Annotated in this window: 17 protein-coding genes, 1 pseudogene and 1 riboswitch; of the genes and pseudogenes, 10 read left to right on the top strand and 8 right to left on the bottom strand. The window is 45.3% G+C overall.

Translation table 11 applies throughout. The features are described 5' to 3' along the window. Nucleotides 1-17: 17 nt before the first annotated feature. From QFZ77_RS13695 to QFZ77_RS13720, 6 genes are all read left to right on the top strand, one after another. Complete coding sequence (locus QFZ77_RS13695) at nucleotides 18-1181, top strand: glucose 1-dehydrogenase (protein WP_307440328.1); 1164 nt, start codon at nucleotides 18-20, stop codon at nucleotides 1179-1181. A 109-nt stretch (nucleotides 1182-1290) separates the two neighbouring features. After that, the gene (locus tag QFZ77_RS13700; protein ID WP_307440330.1) at nucleotides 1291-1710 is read left to right on the top strand and encodes a disulfide oxidoreductase; all 420 of its coding nucleotides are present in this window, start codon (nucleotides 1291-1293) and stop codon (nucleotides 1708-1710) included. Nucleotides 1711-1796: 86 nt separating this feature from the next. Then, complete coding sequence (locus QFZ77_RS13705; protein ID WP_307440331.1) at nucleotides 1797-2777, top strand: polysaccharide deacetylase family protein; 981 nt, start codon at nucleotides 1797-1799, stop codon at nucleotides 2775-2777. 117 nt (nucleotides 2778-2894) lie between these two features. Next, the gene (racE, locus tag QFZ77_RS13710) at nucleotides 2895-3704 is read left to right on the top strand and encodes a glutamate racemase (RefSeq protein ID WP_307440333.1); all 810 of its coding nucleotides are present in this window, start codon (nucleotides 2895-2897) and stop codon (nucleotides 3702-3704) included. A 160-nt stretch (nucleotides 3705-3864) separates the two neighbouring features. After that, the gene (locus QFZ77_RS13715) at nucleotides 3865-4740 is read left to right on the top strand and encodes a M14 family metallopeptidase (RefSeq protein WP_307440334.1); all 876 of its coding nucleotides are present in this window, start codon (nucleotides 3865-3867) and stop codon (nucleotides 4738-4740) included. Between the two features lie 102 nt (nucleotides 4741-4842). Beyond that, on the top strand, nucleotides 4843-5052 hold the full coding sequence (locus QFZ77_RS13720; protein ID WP_057307023.1) for a hypothetical protein: 210 nt from the start codon (nucleotides 4843-4845) through the stop codon (nucleotides 5050-5052). Nucleotides 5053-5094: 42 nt separating this feature from the next. On the opposite strand, the gene QFZ77_RS13725 is transcribed toward QFZ77_RS13720, so the two are convergent. The 4 genes and pseudogenes from QFZ77_RS13725 to QFZ77_RS13740 form a co-directional block, all read right to left on the bottom strand. After that, nucleotides 5095-5295 carry a hypothetical protein gene (locus QFZ77_RS13725; RefSeq protein ID WP_047686271.1) on the bottom strand — a complete coding sequence of 67 codons (201 nt, stop codon included), beginning with the start codon at nucleotides 5293-5295 and terminating at the stop codon, nucleotides 5095-5097. Between the two features lie 314 nt (nucleotides 5296-5609). After that, nucleotides 5610-5789, bottom strand: coding sequence for a hypothetical protein (locus tag QFZ77_RS13730; protein WP_171690084.1), 180 nt, complete (start codon nucleotides 5787-5789; stop codon nucleotides 5610-5612). A gap of 126 nt (nucleotides 5790-5915) precedes the next feature. Then, nucleotides 5916-6325: pseudogene (locus QFZ77_RS13735) on the bottom strand (bifunctional 5,10-methylene-tetrahydrofolate dehydrogenase/5,10-methylene-tetrahydrofolate cyclohydrolase); the annotation flags it as partial. Between the two features lie 145 nt (nucleotides 6326-6470). Then, nucleotides 6471-6550, bottom strand: a riboswitch (ZMP/ZTP riboswitch). 80 nt (nucleotides 6551-6630) lie between these two features. After that, a complete protein-coding gene (locus QFZ77_RS13740; protein WP_307440339.1) occupies nucleotides 6631-8880 on the bottom strand; it encodes an FAD-dependent oxidoreductase in 2250 nt (749 codons plus the stop codon). 123 nt (nucleotides 8881-9003) lie between these two features. On the opposite strand from QFZ77_RS13740, the gene QFZ77_RS13745 reads away from it, so the two are divergent. Further along, a complete protein-coding gene (locus QFZ77_RS13745; RefSeq protein ID WP_307440342.1) occupies nucleotides 9004-9786 on the top strand; it encodes an AraC family transcriptional regulator in 783 nt (260 codons plus the stop codon). Between the two features lie 71 nt (nucleotides 9787-9857). Here the strand turns inward: QFZ77_RS13745 and ytvI are convergent, their stop codons facing one another. Genes ytvI through QFZ77_RS13760 form a run of 3 tightly spaced genes read right to left on the bottom strand, consistent with a single transcriptional unit; the run spans nucleotide 9858 to nucleotide 12135 of the window. Beyond that, the gene (ytvI, locus tag QFZ77_RS13750; RefSeq protein ID WP_307440344.1) at nucleotides 9858-10970 is read right to left on the bottom strand and encodes a sporulation integral membrane protein YtvI; all 1113 of its coding nucleotides are present in this window, start codon (nucleotides 10968-10970) and stop codon (nucleotides 9858-9860) included. Nucleotides 10971-10989: 19 nt separating this feature from the next. Next, entirely contained in the window at nucleotides 10990-11736 is a 747-nt protein-coding gene (map, locus tag QFZ77_RS13755) for a type I methionyl aminopeptidase (protein WP_047686259.1), read from the bottom strand. A 27-nt stretch (nucleotides 11737-11763) separates the two neighbouring features. Then, nucleotides 11764-12135: a winged helix-turn-helix transcriptional regulator gene (locus QFZ77_RS13760; RefSeq protein ID WP_307440348.1), complete on the bottom strand. Its 372-nt coding sequence runs from the start codon at nucleotides 12133-12135 to the stop codon at nucleotides 11764-11766. Between the two features lie 217 nt (nucleotides 12136-12352). Here QFZ77_RS13760 and QFZ77_RS13765 point away from each other — a divergent pair, with 217 nt between their 5' ends. Together QFZ77_RS13765 and QFZ77_RS13770 are read left to right on the top strand one after the other, a co-directional pair. Then, nucleotides 12353-12655 (top strand): heme biosynthesis protein HemY, encoded by a 303-nt coding sequence (locus QFZ77_RS13765; protein ID WP_029199372.1) that lies wholly within the window; start codon nucleotides 12353-12355, stop codon nucleotides 12653-12655. Further along, nucleotides 12655-12876 (top strand): YuzB family protein, encoded by a 222-nt coding sequence (locus tag QFZ77_RS13770; protein ID WP_307440352.1) that lies wholly within the window; start codon nucleotides 12655-12657, stop codon nucleotides 12874-12876. The genes QFZ77_RS13765 and QFZ77_RS13770 overlap by 1 nt, the downstream gene beginning before the upstream one ends. Before the next feature lie 53 nt (nucleotides 12877-12929). Here QFZ77_RS13770 and QFZ77_RS13775 read toward each other — a convergent pair whose 3' ends face one another. Continuing rightward, nucleotides 12930-13424, bottom strand: coding sequence for a glutathione peroxidase (locus tag QFZ77_RS13775; RefSeq protein ID WP_307440354.1), 495 nt, complete (start codon nucleotides 13422-13424; stop codon nucleotides 12930-12932). Between the two features lie 168 nt (nucleotides 13425-13592). On the opposite strand from QFZ77_RS13775, the gene QFZ77_RS13780 reads away from it, so the two are divergent. Next, nucleotides 13593-15083 (top strand): esterase-like activity of phytase family protein, encoded by a 1491-nt coding sequence (locus QFZ77_RS13780; protein ID WP_307440356.1) that lies wholly within the window; start codon nucleotides 13593-13595, stop codon nucleotides 15081-15083. The last annotated feature ends 43 nt before the right edge of the window (nucleotides 15084-15126 follow it).

Consider the following 15126-nt stretch of genomic DNA (forward strand, 5'->3'; position numbering starts at 1 on the left):
TGGAAGGAGAGGAAGTAATGAAGACAATTCGCGTCAAGCAACTTCGACAGGGGAACCCGACTATTCAGCTTGAAGATGTGAAGAACCCCGTGATTTCAGGGCCTCAAGAAGTTATTGTAAAAGTGCTTGCTGTTGGACTGGACGGCACGGATAAGGAAATACTACAGGAGAATTACGGCATTCCTCCCGAAGGTGAAGATGACTTGACCACGGGGCATGAGTCGCTAGGGGTTGTGACCGAAGCTGGGGCGGAGAGTGGATTCCAGCTAGGGGATCTCGTAACCGTCATTGTAAGACGGCCATGCAGAAATCAAAGCTGTGTGAATTGCCGCAATGGTCATTCGGATTTTTGTCAGACTGGTGAGTTTGTAGAACGGGGCATTAAAGGGGCTCACGGCTTCCTCTCCGAGTATTACAAAGAGGAAGGTCGATATTTGGTTCAGGTGCCGAAGGAACTGCTGAGGCATGGGGTGCTAGTCGAGCCGCAGAGCATCGTAGAGAAAGTTTGGGACCAAGTGCTGCGTGTCCAGCAGCGGTTGATCTGGGAGCCGAGAACTGCGCTCATACTCGGGTCTGGACCGCTTGGTTTGCTTGCTGCGATGACCTGCCGCCTGCTGGGGCTGGAAGCGTATGTTTGGTCCAAATCTCCGCAAGACAGTCTACAAGCGCAGCTTGTGAAGGACAGTGGAGGTGTGTTTAAGGAGGCCGGCGCTGACAGCGGCAGCGCGGCGACTATGACAGCTTATGCCGAGGGTCTCGGCAAGCCGATAGATCTGATCCTCGAATGCACGGGCTACAGCCCGTTAGCCTTCGAGGCCATGTCTGTTCTAGCGCCAAACGGTGTGTTGGCGCTGCTGGGGGTCACTCCAGCGGACCGTAAGCTGGAGATCTCATCCGACATGCTCAACCAGAGCATGGTGCTGGAGAATAAGTGCGTGATCGGCTCGGTCAACGCTTCGCGCAAAGATTTCGAGACCGCCATTTACCGCTTACAGCAAATGGAGAAGCAGTTTCCAGGCTGGCTCGACCGCCTGGTTACGAATCGGATGACTTTGGAAGACGTGCCAAAGCTGGATTTTAACAACATATCGATCAAAGCCGTTGTGGATATTGTTCCCGTGGAACAGTGGGATGATCTCGTGAAACAAACGAATGAAGTGGTATATAGTTTCTCCGTTTAATGGAAGTGGCCAAGCAGGCTTGTTGATGCCTGCTTGGCCACTTTTCGCTCTTGTTAGACTTCCTTTCACAATTTTTTTATAATAAGGAGGAAGGGGAGGACGAGATTTGATGTCAAACAAATGGTTAAGAGATAATGGCATGCACCTATCATGGCTTCTAGCGTTATTAGCCACATTGGGAAGCCTGTATTTTTCAGAGATTATGAACTTTATTCCTTGTAAATTATGTTGGTATCAACGTATTCTTATGTATCCATTAGTTGTCCTATTAGGGATTGCAGCCGTGCGCAGAGACTACAAATTAACCATTTATGTGCTGCCGCTGACCATCTGGGGAGCTTGTATTTCAATCTACCATGTTCTGCTGCAATCGGGTGTATTTCATGAATCAGCAACAGGCTGCGGCCCTATTCCATGTGATGTCGATTACTTAAACTGGTTGGGCTTCATCACGATTCCTATGCTTGCTGGAACTGCCTTTATTCTCATCACGATTCTTCAATTTATGACGTATCGAGCTACGAAATAAACACCTTTCACCTAAAATAGGCAGGGAATTTGTCTAGCGCTGTCGAAATGAATATGTGAGTATTCATTCCAAAACGAGGTGCTACAATGACATCAATTACCAAGAGTGCTGCACTACTGATCGTTCTAAGCGCATCATTGATCGGTTGTGCAGACAAAAGCCTGTTATCCCCAGACTTGAGTCAATCCCAAAATAATACGCCACAAGCAACAACAAGTGCAGCGGCAACTCCAACTCCTAAATCAACAGTTAAACCCATACCTAAACCTCAATCCACACCTGTTCCTAGTGCGACACCGAAGCCAACAACGGCTCCAGAGCCAACCGCAACACCAAAGCCAGCAGTGGTAGGCAACTTTTCTAAAACCAAGTCAGTGACTGGCGATCGCGTACCGTATTCTTGGTATTACATGAAAAAGAAAACGGGGCAAGTTCCTGATTTTCCAAAGGAAACAAAATCCTTCACGGAGGACCAGAAAGCGGTTTGGGTCGGGACCGGCAAAAAGGTTTATTTAACGATCGATGCTGGAGGTCCCTTGATTGAAGTTGATCTCATGCTTAAATCGCTGAAAGAAAACGATGTGAAAGCAAACTTCTTTATTTCGGGCAATAACATTAAGAAAAATCCGGAGTATTTGAAAAAGGTTGTAGCTGATGGTCATTTCGTTGCCAACCATACGATGACGCATAACGACTTTAATGAGATGACCGATGATCAGATTCGCAAAGAGATTACGGATTTCGAAGCCTTATATAAAAAACTTACTGGTAAAGAAGTCGAGAAATATTTCCGCTTTCCGTATGGGCATTACAATCTACATAACTTGAATTTAGTATCCAGCATGGGCTACACTTCTGTGTTCTGGTCTACGGCTATGCGGGATTGGGAACCGAGAGCCAACGGAGCCGAGGATCCATACAATGACATTATGAATAATTTGCATGATGGCAATGTGATTTTGATGCATCAAGGATCTTTAGAAAATATGCAGGCACTGGCTCGTATTTGCAAAGAGATCAAGAAAAAAGGCTATGAATTCGGGATTGTGAGTGAACTCCATTCCTAAAAATTAGGTGTCAGACCAGAAATCTGATACTTTCACCTAGGTACCTTTCAGCTTGTTCGCTCATATCCTATCCATGTGGTTACGTAATTCATTAACCGGCAAAGGAAGCGGATAGGTGTGCAGCAAGCGATAGCCGTACTGGACTCCGGAGTCGGAGGATTAACTGTAGTAAAAGAACTAATGAGACAGCTTCCGCAGGAAAAAGTGATTTATTTCGGAGATACAGCTCGAAGTCCGTATGGTCCCCGCTCTGCTGGAGAAGTAAGAACTTTCACTCGGCAAATCGTCGAGTACTTAATTCAATTTAATCCTAAAATGATCGTAATCGCTTGTAATACAGCAACCGCAGTGGCTATAGAAGATATTCGTGAACGGGTATCTATTCCCGTGATTGGCGTTATTTCGCCAGGAGCGAGAGCCGCGATCAAAACTACACGAAGCGGCGTTATCGGAGTTATCGGTACGGATGGGACGATTCGCAGCAATGCCTATGATTATGCATTAAGGTTGATTTCGCCGAACATCCAAGTGTATAGCGAAGCTTGCCCGCTGTTAGCGCCGTTCGTAGAAAAAGGGCTTTTCGGTGCGGATCGTGCAAACGAGGTTGTCGAGCAATCACTCAGACAGCTAATCGGCAAGCCGATAGATTGCTTAATCCTAGGCTGCACCCATTACCCCTTCCTAGTGGAAGCCATCTCTCGTGTCATGGGACCGGATGTGACGTTGATTTCTTCGGCAGACGAAACGGCAAGAGAGATCAGCACAATCCTTTACCACCGCAACATACTGGCATCATCGGGGAAACTTCCAATCCATCAATTTTTTTGCAGCGGTGAGCCAGAATTATTTAAGAAAATTGCGCAAAATTGGCTGAAAGAGCAAATTTCTATAACGCCGGTCGTTTGGCAGGTGCCAAATATTTTATAAGTGATGTGAATAGACCCTAGTGGGGGTCTATTTTTTATTTCTAGAGGAAACTAAGTTGAATAGCATGATAAAGGTATCTCCGCATGAATCCGCATGATTCTAAGCGGGCGGGCATAATCATAGCCATACGAACTAAGTAAATGGGCTGTGAGGTGGTCGTGTGTTAGGATACGGGTATTGGACACTTTGTGAAGAACTGAATCGGCTCTGCAAGATATATCCTTTTCTTCATGTAGAAGAGATAGGCGCAAGTGTGATGGGGAAAAGCATACCAGCTCTGCGAATTGGTCAAGGTACGAAAGAGATTCATTTCAACGCAGCGCTGCATGCGAATGAATGGATAACGACACCATTACTCATGCAATTCGTGGAAGACCTTGCTTGCTCCTATGCAAGAGGGACGGCATGGCATGGCAGCAATATTAGACGGCTCTTATCGGAGTATTCGCTTTGGGTTGTACCAATGGTGAATCCCGATGGTGTGGAACTTGTTCTGTCTGGTGTTACCGAGGAACATCCCTACCAAGAGCCCCTATTGAATTGGAACGGAGGATCGCTGGATTTCAGGAATTGGAAGGCCAATATTCGTGGTGTTGATCTCAATGACCAGTTCCCTGCACACTGGGAAGAAGAGGCAATACGTAGAGAGAAGGTCCGACCTGGTGAGCGCGATTACGGTGGAGAGGCACCGTTAACGGAGCCGGAGGCAGCAGCTTTAGCTCAATTTACAGAATGCCATGACTTTGAGCTTGTTGTGGCACTGCATACCCAAGGTAGGGAGATTTATTGGAATTATCGCGACTATGAGCCACTGGAATCTGAGGCATTTGCCGAGCGATTAGCCTTAGCCAGCAGCTATCAGGCAGTTAAACTGACAGACAGTGACGCTGGTTACAAAGACTGGTTCATCCAACAATTTCGTAGACCCGGCTTTACCGTTGAAGTAGGATTTGGGGTAAACCCCCTGCCAGTGGAATCTTTCGCAGCACTCTATGAGGAATTAGTTCCGATCCTATTGACGGCGATGGAATTTTAAAATTTGCGATAGACAAGTATAACGAACTTGAGCATGCTTCCCAAGAACCGTTCCGCCCAGACTTCATATACTGAAGGAAGGAAACTGTTGGGAGGCGTGGATATGGCACCACCTAAAGGGAAGGGCAAGGCATCCAAGAAGAAAGAACTTTCATCCAGAGTGCAATACACGATGAGGCTTGTGGAGTCGTCCACATGTGCGGTTTGTAAGACACCGTGCACAAGAGGGCTTCGGTATTTGGCCATGATGTCTGAGCCAGGAGCCGTTGGTAAAGGTGTTCCGTGTATTTTGACAAGAAGAAAAGTCACTTAATGCAAAAGTCCACGCCCTTGTTATTTAAGGCGTGGACTTTCTTTATTGCGGGATATGTTCGCTTGGGATGGAACACTTATTTTCTATAAAACGAATTTGATTCTCAAGTCGATTCCGATGCTCTTCTTGTTCTTTGTCGGAAGAGGCTGCTTGTCCTTGGAATTGTTCAAGTTCTTGTTTTAAGCTATGCAGGTCAGAGCCCGCATTCGCACAGTCATAATTGCTTTCTAACTGATCGAGCATATATCGGCCTCCTGAAGTGGAATATCGTTATTTCTTACCTTTCTTGTTGCTTTTTTGATCTGTTGTTCGTGTCGTTGTATTTTGTCTGGCGTGCCCTTGCTGCTTATGATCTTCTGACATTTGGTTGTTCACTCCTTAAAATGTAGGATTTTGGGCGGTGCGAGATTATTATAAGCATTCGGCTGAATTTGATACGATAAAAAATAAGAAAACCTCGATCGAGGCCATTGAAGGATGTGGGATCTAATGAAAAAAGCCCCGCGAGCGATTAGAAATCGTTCGTCAGGACTATGTGCGGTGAGCGTGGATATGGATTAATGGTTCGGTGTCAGCAATTTATCTTCTAAGGATTGTTTAACCTTCTTGATTGCATCTGTCTCTAATTTGTGGTTTTGGTTAAATTTAGTGCCTGTCAATGCAAGCGCTTCCTTAACCGTCATTTCCACACGAATCAATTCTTCACCTTGCGGGATTTGCACGGAATTGTTGCCCATTTGTATCACTCCTATGTCAACTTTTTGAAGTGGAAACCTTGATTTGACGCACTTTTAATATAACACACTATGTAAGGTTAAACAAGGGTTATTAAGACCTATTTTAGAAAAAAGAATGTCGGAAACTCAGGTTATCATTTTGCTTTTTTCGGCAGCAAGGACGGTGTGTTTGAGCAGCATTGCGATGGTCACTGGGCCTATTCCAGCAGGCACAGGAGTAATTGCGCTGGCCTTTTTGTGACAACCATCGAAATTGACATCGCCAATGTTACCAGCGTTATATCCAGCATCTAAAACGACAGCACCTTCTTTCATCCATGTTCCTTGAATAAAGGCAGGTTTACCAACTGCTGCAACGACAATATCAGCTAATCCGATGATTAGAGGGAGATTATTTGTTTTTGAATGGCAAATGGTCACGGTTGCGTTTCTATTCAGCAGCATAAGCGATACGGGTTTACCTAGAATTAGACTCCGACCAACGATTACCGCGTGCTGCCTTCAATTGGAATCTGATAATAATCGAGAATAGCGATTCTTCTGGAATCAATGCCTAGCCGCTTACATGCGCTGCTTTTCGCAACAAGTTTACCATCCAAAATTAATTTTTCTGAACTCATTTTACCCTCAACCCTTCATTGTTTATAAAAACACAAAGAGGTAAGGGGGATCAATCCCCCTTACCTCTGCCCAGGCGTACGACTGTAACATCAATGTGCTTCCTCATGGGTATCCATGCTTCGCCAGTCACACATCAACTTTTAATTGATCTAATCATAATGGCAGGTTATGGAATGCGCAACTCTTAAAATGATTTATGCGTGTTGTTGTTTGCCTTCGATCAACCATAACAACGGATTTCTACAATCTCTGCCCGTTCCGTCCCGTTTGTCGCTTCAACGACCACACGAAGTCGATCAGTCGTCACAGCTTCCGGCAAAAGATGAACATGATTGCGCGTATGATTATCGAGCCCTTCAGCCACTGTGGTCCAGTCACCGCCGATGAAGGCTTGAAGTTTATAGTCTTTGACCAGTTCAGGAATGATCTCGAATTCCGTCCGATGATGATGCAAATTAATTAAATCTTCGTTCACGTCATCATTGAAAGTGAGATGTACGCTGCGAATCCGCACAGCCTCCGGCCAACTGGCTTCAAGCCACTCTGGCTGGGGGGCATCCAAGCCAGCCGACGACCACAGATGAGGGCCTCCGTAAGGACGCTTATACCCATCGGCGGCTTTATCGGCTGCGAATGCGGATGTGGGAGCGAGCAGACGGAAGCAGATTGGCTTCCGGATGAATGCTTTCGCGCTCCAATCAATGACCGGCTGATGATGATACATATCACCGAAATCTACGGTGTCTTCTGATGCAGCATCATGTTTGAAGGACAACACGCCCGTTTGTGGTCTGCCGGATAGATGGACGGAAAGCGCCGGGTTGCTTCTGAGTATGATAAAAGCATTCTGAGCGGTTTCAGGGTGCCAAGAAAGCGCAGCCTTTACCCACTGCTGAGAACCCTTAGCCACAGCTACTTGAATGGACGTCACCTGTGTGTGTGGGACGTAGTTCTGCGGCTTCCCAGTGCTCCAGAGCTCGACTGTCAGCTCCGTAGCTTCCGAAGCGTCTAACAGCAGCTCGATGCCTTCAATGAACGGATCTGCGGGCACGAGAAGCGCCACATGCGCGATCAGCGGCAGCACCGACGCAGATTGCTCGAGAGCAAGTCGCGTCAAGGTGCTGGACGCTGTCATCTCAGCGCGGAGCACGAGGTCTGCCGCATCCGCGTTCTTCAGACCAAGGACGGCTGCATCCTGTCGAAGCAGCGTCTGCTGAAGCTCGCTCAAGTGGCTGCTGTGCAGCTCGCGGGGGGAGATGCCCTTTGCCGCGCAGAGCGCGGCTCCTGTGCCCGCGGCTTCGCCTATGACGGCACAAGTCGCCATGACGCGCGTCGTGCCAAAAGCCACGTGGGACGCGCTGATGTTGCGTCCCGCCATCAACATATTCGTCACGTTGACGGAGTAGAGAGAACGGAACGGGATATGGTAACTGCCATCCATATGCATATGTTTGGAGCCTTTAGCTGTGGCATACATCCCTTGTGGCGGATGTAAGTCAATGGACCAGCCGCCGAAGGCGACCCGGTCTTCAAATAGCTCCTGTGCGATGATATCGTTCTGATTCAGCACGTAGTCCCCAACGAAACGACGATATTCCCTTTTCCCTGGAATAGAGCCGATCCATTCGAGCGTCAGGTTTTCACTCTCGAATTTACCGGAATTTTTGATATAATCCCAAATGCCGTAGATAACAGAGGACAGCTCATCCCGGATTCGCTCATTTTCATGAACAACATCATGCTCACCGCCCCATTCAATCCACCAATAAGCGCAGCCATTATCTCCGCTGTGAATGACGCGTTTCATGGGGATGGAGGTTTGTGTGATGTCTTTCGCGAAGCTTGGTGCGATATATTTGACCGGACGGCCTGCATCTTTCGTATAGAACAGTAGGGTACTCCCAAGTGTAATATCGTCCGCGACGAGTGGTGCCCATTCCTCATTGAACTCCTCTTGTGCTTCACGGCCAATGCGATATTTCGCACCTGCGAGGAAACCGACTAACCCGTCGCCCGTACAATCGAGGTAAACACGACTATCGAAACGAATACGTCGTTCAGATCCCATCATCCAACCTGTGACAGAACGAATCGTTCGACTAGTCTCGTCACCCTCGGCATGGGCCTCATGGACATCCGTGTTTAAGAACAACGTAATATTCTTCTCTGCTTTGACTTTTTCAAGTACGATCAGGTCCCAGATATAAGGATTTCCGTCGATATTACGGTACTGGTTCTCTACGAATAGTTCACCCATGATGCCGGTTTCTCTGGCATTTCGATGAGCACCGTGGGAAGTAGCGCCGCATACCCAGACGCGAACTTCGCTGCTGGCATTGCCGCCAAGGACAGGACGATTTTGGACGAGCGAGACAGATTGGCCTAACCGAGCTGCAGCGATTGCCGCGCAAACACCTGCTAATCCTCCACCGATTACGGTTATGTCTGATAAAACAATTTCATGCTTCATAACTTAGCACCTCACTAATTCATAGAATATCTTTAATTTCATTGTAAAATATCCTATTCCCATTGAACATGCAGACAGTTACAATAGGCATATACTTTATTTCATTATTGAAGAGGTGAGAGCGTGGCTTTCCGTGATGTGACTATTAAGCTCATCTCCCATGTCTATTGGCACCATAAGGTGACGTTTATGCTAGAGGAAGACGAGTATCCATGTTGGACGATATTTGCCGTAGAAGATGGCAGATTCTTCTATCGTGTTGGGGAGCGGAAAGGGGAAGCGGGGTTCGGAGACTTTGTTATTTGTCCACCCCACACCGTGTTTCAGAGGAAAACACTTGAACCATTGTCCTTTCACTTCCTGCAGTTTGTATGGTTATCTGAACCTAGTTTTGGCGATGAAGCCTTCTGGAAAGGAAAATTGACGATTAACGATACAGATCGTTTATCTTCCAATTATCGTTATTTGAGACAGCTTCCCGGCTGGGATGAAGAGAGCACGCTGCACAAGCAGCACATGGTGAACGATTTATTACGTTTAGTCAAAATGGAGCGAGATCGCAAAGATGACCCTTCCACAGAAGTCGATTTGTTGATGGAGAAAGCCCGAAGGTACATGACGGAATATGCTTATGCAAGTTTATCCCTGTTGGATTTGGCTGTCTCTCTTGGACTCACCCCCGTACAATTCACCCGTAAGTTTCGCAAGGTGTTCGGACAAACTCCTTCTGAGTTTTTGAATGAGATGCGTCTCACAAGAGCTCGGCATTTGTTAGAGGGATCAACGCTTACCTTGGATGCGATTGCCGGGAAATGCGGATTCGAAAACGGCTTTTATTTGAGTCGCGTTTTTACGCAAAAAATGGGCATGGCTCCATCAATATACCGAAGCAGGCATCGCGTATAAAAAATGCCCCAACTTTTCCTTTATGAGGAAGTTGGGGCATTTTTCAACGGCGTAATCCGTATTTTCAACCATTAAGGTCCACTATAAGGTAATTTACCTTGAACATACTCATCTTCAGGCTTACGAATCCAGCGTTGAAGGTAGCCTTGCGTGTACAGAGCTTTGATCAGAATGATCAACACTGGCGAAAGGATTACACCAGCAAATCCAAAGAGAGAAAGGGATACGATCATGAAGGCTAAGGTCGTAAAGGCCGATACTCCGAGTGATTCCCCAGTGATCTTTGGCTCCATAATTTGTCTGACGAGGATGACGACCAAGAGTAAGGAACTGAGCCAGATCGCTAATGTCGTTTGACCAACAATAAACAGGTAGATGATCCATGGAATGAACAAAGTTGATACGCCGAGTAGTGGCAGTACATCAAAGATGCCTGACAACAGCGCGATGGAGAAAGCATTATTAACGCCGAGCAGGAGCAAGGCGAAAAATACGACAACGAACGTCAAAGAGATTAGTTTGGCTTGCGCTTTTATGTAGGAGACGATTCCCTTCACCACATTTTCTTTGAGAAAAAAGAAGACGGATTTGAAGGTTTTTGGTGTTTTTTCACCTGCAAGGCGTTTCCAAGAATCAATTTCAATGCTAAGGAAGTAGGCTAAGATAATCCCGACGATGAAGTTGAACATGAAGGTTGAGAAGGATGTCAGCGAGGCTACTAATCCAGATAAGAAAGCAATGATAAACTTGGATGCATTACCTGCGATTTGCCCGGCATAATCTTTGGCTTTCACAATAACGTCAGTTGGCAGCGCTTGGAATTGGTCATTCAATTCGCTAATTTTTTGCACAATTTGATCGTTGAACACCGCTTGATATTCATCCACTTTATCGACAAGACTCATGATCTGGCTGGTGAATATGACAGCGGCACCGGTTAGTGCGCCAAGGATAATAAGGACGAATACTAAGGTCGAAATCGCCGAAGCGATTGACTTACGTATACCTTTGCGGTTCAAAAACCGAGCAAAAGGCTCGATCATCATGAAAATGATCAGAGCCAGGAAGATTGGGGTAGCAATGCGATACAGGTAACTAAATAACAGCATGAATAAATAGACGGTTAGAACAATGAGAGCAATGTCAAAGGCTGTTCTCCAATATTTCTTGTAAAAAGAAATCATGCATGTTCCTCCGGTATCTTTATTGTTCGGTTAAAATAATCGGTCCTTGACTCGTGATGGCAATCGTATGTTCATATTGAGCGGACAAGCTGCCGTCATAAGTTCTTGCTGTCCATCCGTCTTGATCTACTTTGGAATGGTATTTACCTACATTCAGCATCGGTTCAATCGTGAAGACCATGCCTTCTTTAATCCGCGGCCCTTTGCCAGCTGGTCCATAATGAGGCACTTGCGGCTCTTCATGCATTTCGGAACCAATCCCGTGTCCGATAAAATCTCTTACAACGGAAAAACCATGAGATTCAGCATACACTTGGATGGCATGCGACACATCGCCGATACGGTTGCCGGGAACGGCTTGCTCAATTCCTTTGTATAGAGATTCTTTCGTTACTTTCAGCAATTTCTCGGCAACCGGAGAAATGTTACCCACCGCATAAGACCACGCGGAGTCTGCCAACCAACCATCTATACGTACAACCATGTCGATGGTTACAATATCGCCGTCATTCAGAGGCTCTTTCTTAGGAAAACCGTGACAGATCACATCGTTTACGGATGCGCAAGTGGCATATTGATAACCGTGATAACCTTTTTGCTCGGGAGTGGCCCCGTGCTTAGTCAGAAAGCCCTCTACGAATTGGTCGATTTCCCAGGAGGTTATACCAGGTCGAATCATTTTGGCAATTTCTTTATGGCAATCAGCAAGGATGCGACCCGCTCTGCCCATCTTTTCAATTTGTTCTTTAGATTTGATGGTGATCATCAAGCTCCACTCCTCTGGTGATAGTCCCTAATTATTCATTATGTCCACTTTGGCTGACCATAACTTCATTTCTTTTATTATTTGATGCAAATCCTGGCCTTTCGGTGTCAAGGTATACTCGACCGTAACAGGAACCGTAGGGTAAGCCATTCGTTCCAAAACCCCATGTTCCTCGAGGTGACGAAGGATATCCGTTAATGATTTAGGGCTGACTCCAGTTATCTGGCGCTGCAGCTCGCCGAAACGTTTCGTTCCGCAAAATAATTCGCGAAGCACGAGAAAAGCCCATTTTCCACCAATAACTTCAAGTGTTCTTTCAACCGAGCATTCGATTTCTTTGGGTACTTTAGGAACATAGTTGCTGAGTGGAGCGACTTTTTCATTCTCTAGGGTTGACATAAGACCGCTTCCTTTCGAATTGAATGTATGGAACTAACTTTTATGTAAGTTAGTTACTTCCGTGTAATTAGTGCTCTTTGTGCTCACTACTATGTATTTTAAAGTTCGTTTAGTGAATTAGCAAGAAGTAAGGGATGACTTGGGACAAAGGTTGATTTCGTGCCTTAGATTCTTTACAATAAGAAATAAAAATTAATGTTTCAGGAGATGTGTACATATGAACGTCAAAATTTCGCGTAATGCTGCAAAAGTACTTCAATTGGAGCTTGATAAAGAAGAAAACAAAGGATTATTGGTTCGCGTTCAAGTGACTCATTCGCACGGTGACCATGCTCACTATGGTTTGGGTCTTGACGATAAATCAGAAAATGACGTCCTTGTAAGCACAGATAAAGGTATTGACGTTATTCTAGATAAAAATGAACCTTTGCTGGATGGTATCCGTATTGATTACTTCTACACACCAGAAGAAGGCTTCATGATTACGAACCCAAGCAAGGGGAATCACGGAGATCACTAATGCGCAATGATATCCGCATTTGTGATAAATGCAAACACATGAAAGTGAAGACCGCCCTTTCTAAGATAAGTGTCATTGCACCCGATGCTGAAGTCAAAGTTGCCTGCAAATCATATTGCGGTCCGTGTTCCCGGTTTGCATTTATATTTATTAATGGACGCTATGTGACAGCACCAACAGAAGACGAAGCGATTGAAAAGGCAAAAAAGTATGTAAAATGAGAAAAAGCATCCGCCCACTTTGGGGTTGGATGCTTTTTTACATTCAAACAAAATTAGGCATGAACAGCTGATTTCTCTAACAGCTTGCGAATTTGGCTGTCTATTTTGCTTGGTGAAGTGGTAGGGGAGAAGCGTTTAATCACATTGCCTTGCTGATCAACTAAAAACTTTGTGAAATTCCACTTGATGCTTGAGCCGAGAAGACCAGAAGCCTGCTTTTTCAGGTGTTGGTAAAGCGGATGGGCGTCTGCGCCGTTAACATTGATTTTGGAGAACAACGGAAAGTTAACACCGAAATTAATTTGGCAAGCTTGCTCGACTTGAGCATCGTCGCCGGGTTCCTGGTCCTTAAATTGATTGCACGGAAATCCTAAGACGCTAAAACCTTGTTCCTTATATGTGTCATGGAGCTCTTGAAGTCCTTCGAATTGAGGAGCAAAGCCGCACTTCGTAGCGGTATTCACAATAAGCAGCACTTGACCTTGGTAATCAGCAAGAGACTTTTCTTCACCGCGGATCGTGCGAACTGTAAATTGATGAACATTCAAATGGGCCGCCTCCTTTGTTTTATTTTACACAAATTAATTTTACGCAATTTTAAAAAGTTTGAACAGCTATTTTTAATTTACAATTTTTTTATATCCCTCTGATATTCCACGAATATATAAACATTATGCTTATCACAGTGATAGTTTATTAGATGATGGAGGGTTCATATGAAAAGATTACTGAGAAGAAAGCGACTGCTTATTGTACTTGCGGCCATTTGTGCCGTTTCTACAACAACTGTCGTATCCGCAGGACAAGCTACGTTAGAGGCTATTGCTGTGAAGTTTCAACTAACTTCCGGTGGGAAAACACTTACCCTTGATAAAGATCCCGTTGTCATTAACGGAAGCACATATGTTCCTCTTCGCACCATTGGTGAAGCACTTGGTAAACAGCTCGAATGGAATGAATGGAATCAATCCATCTCGCTCAAAGATATTCCTAAAGTGACTGGTGAATTTGAGTGGAAAAATGCTCCTGTGCTTGAAAAAGGTATCCAAGAAGGCGGGTTCTCAGGTCTTGTTCACTTACCTAAAGATGCTGCAGATACGTTCTATACGTTGGCGGATCGTGGACCCAACGGTGAAGTAGGTAAAGATAAACTTCGCACATTCCCGATCGACAACTACATTCCACGTATTTATAAATTCAAAATTACGAACGGAAACATTGAAATCTTGGAGACGATCAAACTATCGCTTCCAGATGGCAAATTAGATAAAGTAAGCAATAGCAAATACATAACAGGACTGCCGAACTTGATTGGAATCGATGAAGTGCCGTATGATGAGAAAGGTGTTACGAAGCTGGCTTATGATCCGGATGGTCTTGATTTGGAAGGTATCGCTTATAGCCCAACTGACGATACATTTTGGGTTTCAGATGAATATCGCCCATCCATTCTTCAAGTGAAACGCGATGGCACGATACTAGGACGTTATGTCCCTAAAGGCGCTAAAGACAAGCTCGTTCAAGCTGGTGCTCAAACGCCAATTTTTGATACACTGCCTGAGGTATACAATACGCGTATTTCCAACCGTGGATTTGAAGGTGTGACTATTTCTCCAGATGGTAAATTCTTGTACACATCCATTCAAAGTCCAATGGCAAATCCAGATAAGAAAACAGGGGAGTCTTCGAGAAATCTGCGTATCCTCAAAATGGACTTAGCCACAAAGCAAATCGTGGGCGAGTATGTTTATGTCGCTGAGCAAGCTGGCATGTTCGTCAAAGTGAACCAAAAAGATATCGTGATCAGTGATCTCTCCGCACTATCCAGTAATGTACTGCTTGTAGATGAGCGAGATAAGAATGCGGGCGCTGACGCACAGTTGAAACGAATTTACAAATCGGATTTCTCTAAGGCTACGAATATTTTAGGAAAAGATACAAGCAAAAACCTGGAAAGCCTATCCGTTCAGCAGCTCAAAGATCAAGGTATTCAACCAGTTAGCAAGGAATTAATTGTCGATATTGCTAAACTAGGATACCCGTATGAGAAGATTGAAGGCTTGACGGTTGTTGACAAAAATACGATTGCGATTGTAAACGACAATGACTTCGGTATTAGCTATGATGATAAAGGCGTATTAACACTAACAAGCGCGCCAACTCAATTACAACTTATTCAAGTTTCTGACGACTTATCCACGAAATAATAAGTAAACGAAAACCCAGCTCATCGAGGCGCACTCGGTGGTC

It is taken from the genome of Paenibacillus sp. V4I3, from assembly GCF_030817215.1.
Classification (GTDB): domain Bacteria; phylum Bacillota; class Bacilli; order Paenibacillales; family NBRC-103111; genus Paenibacillus_E.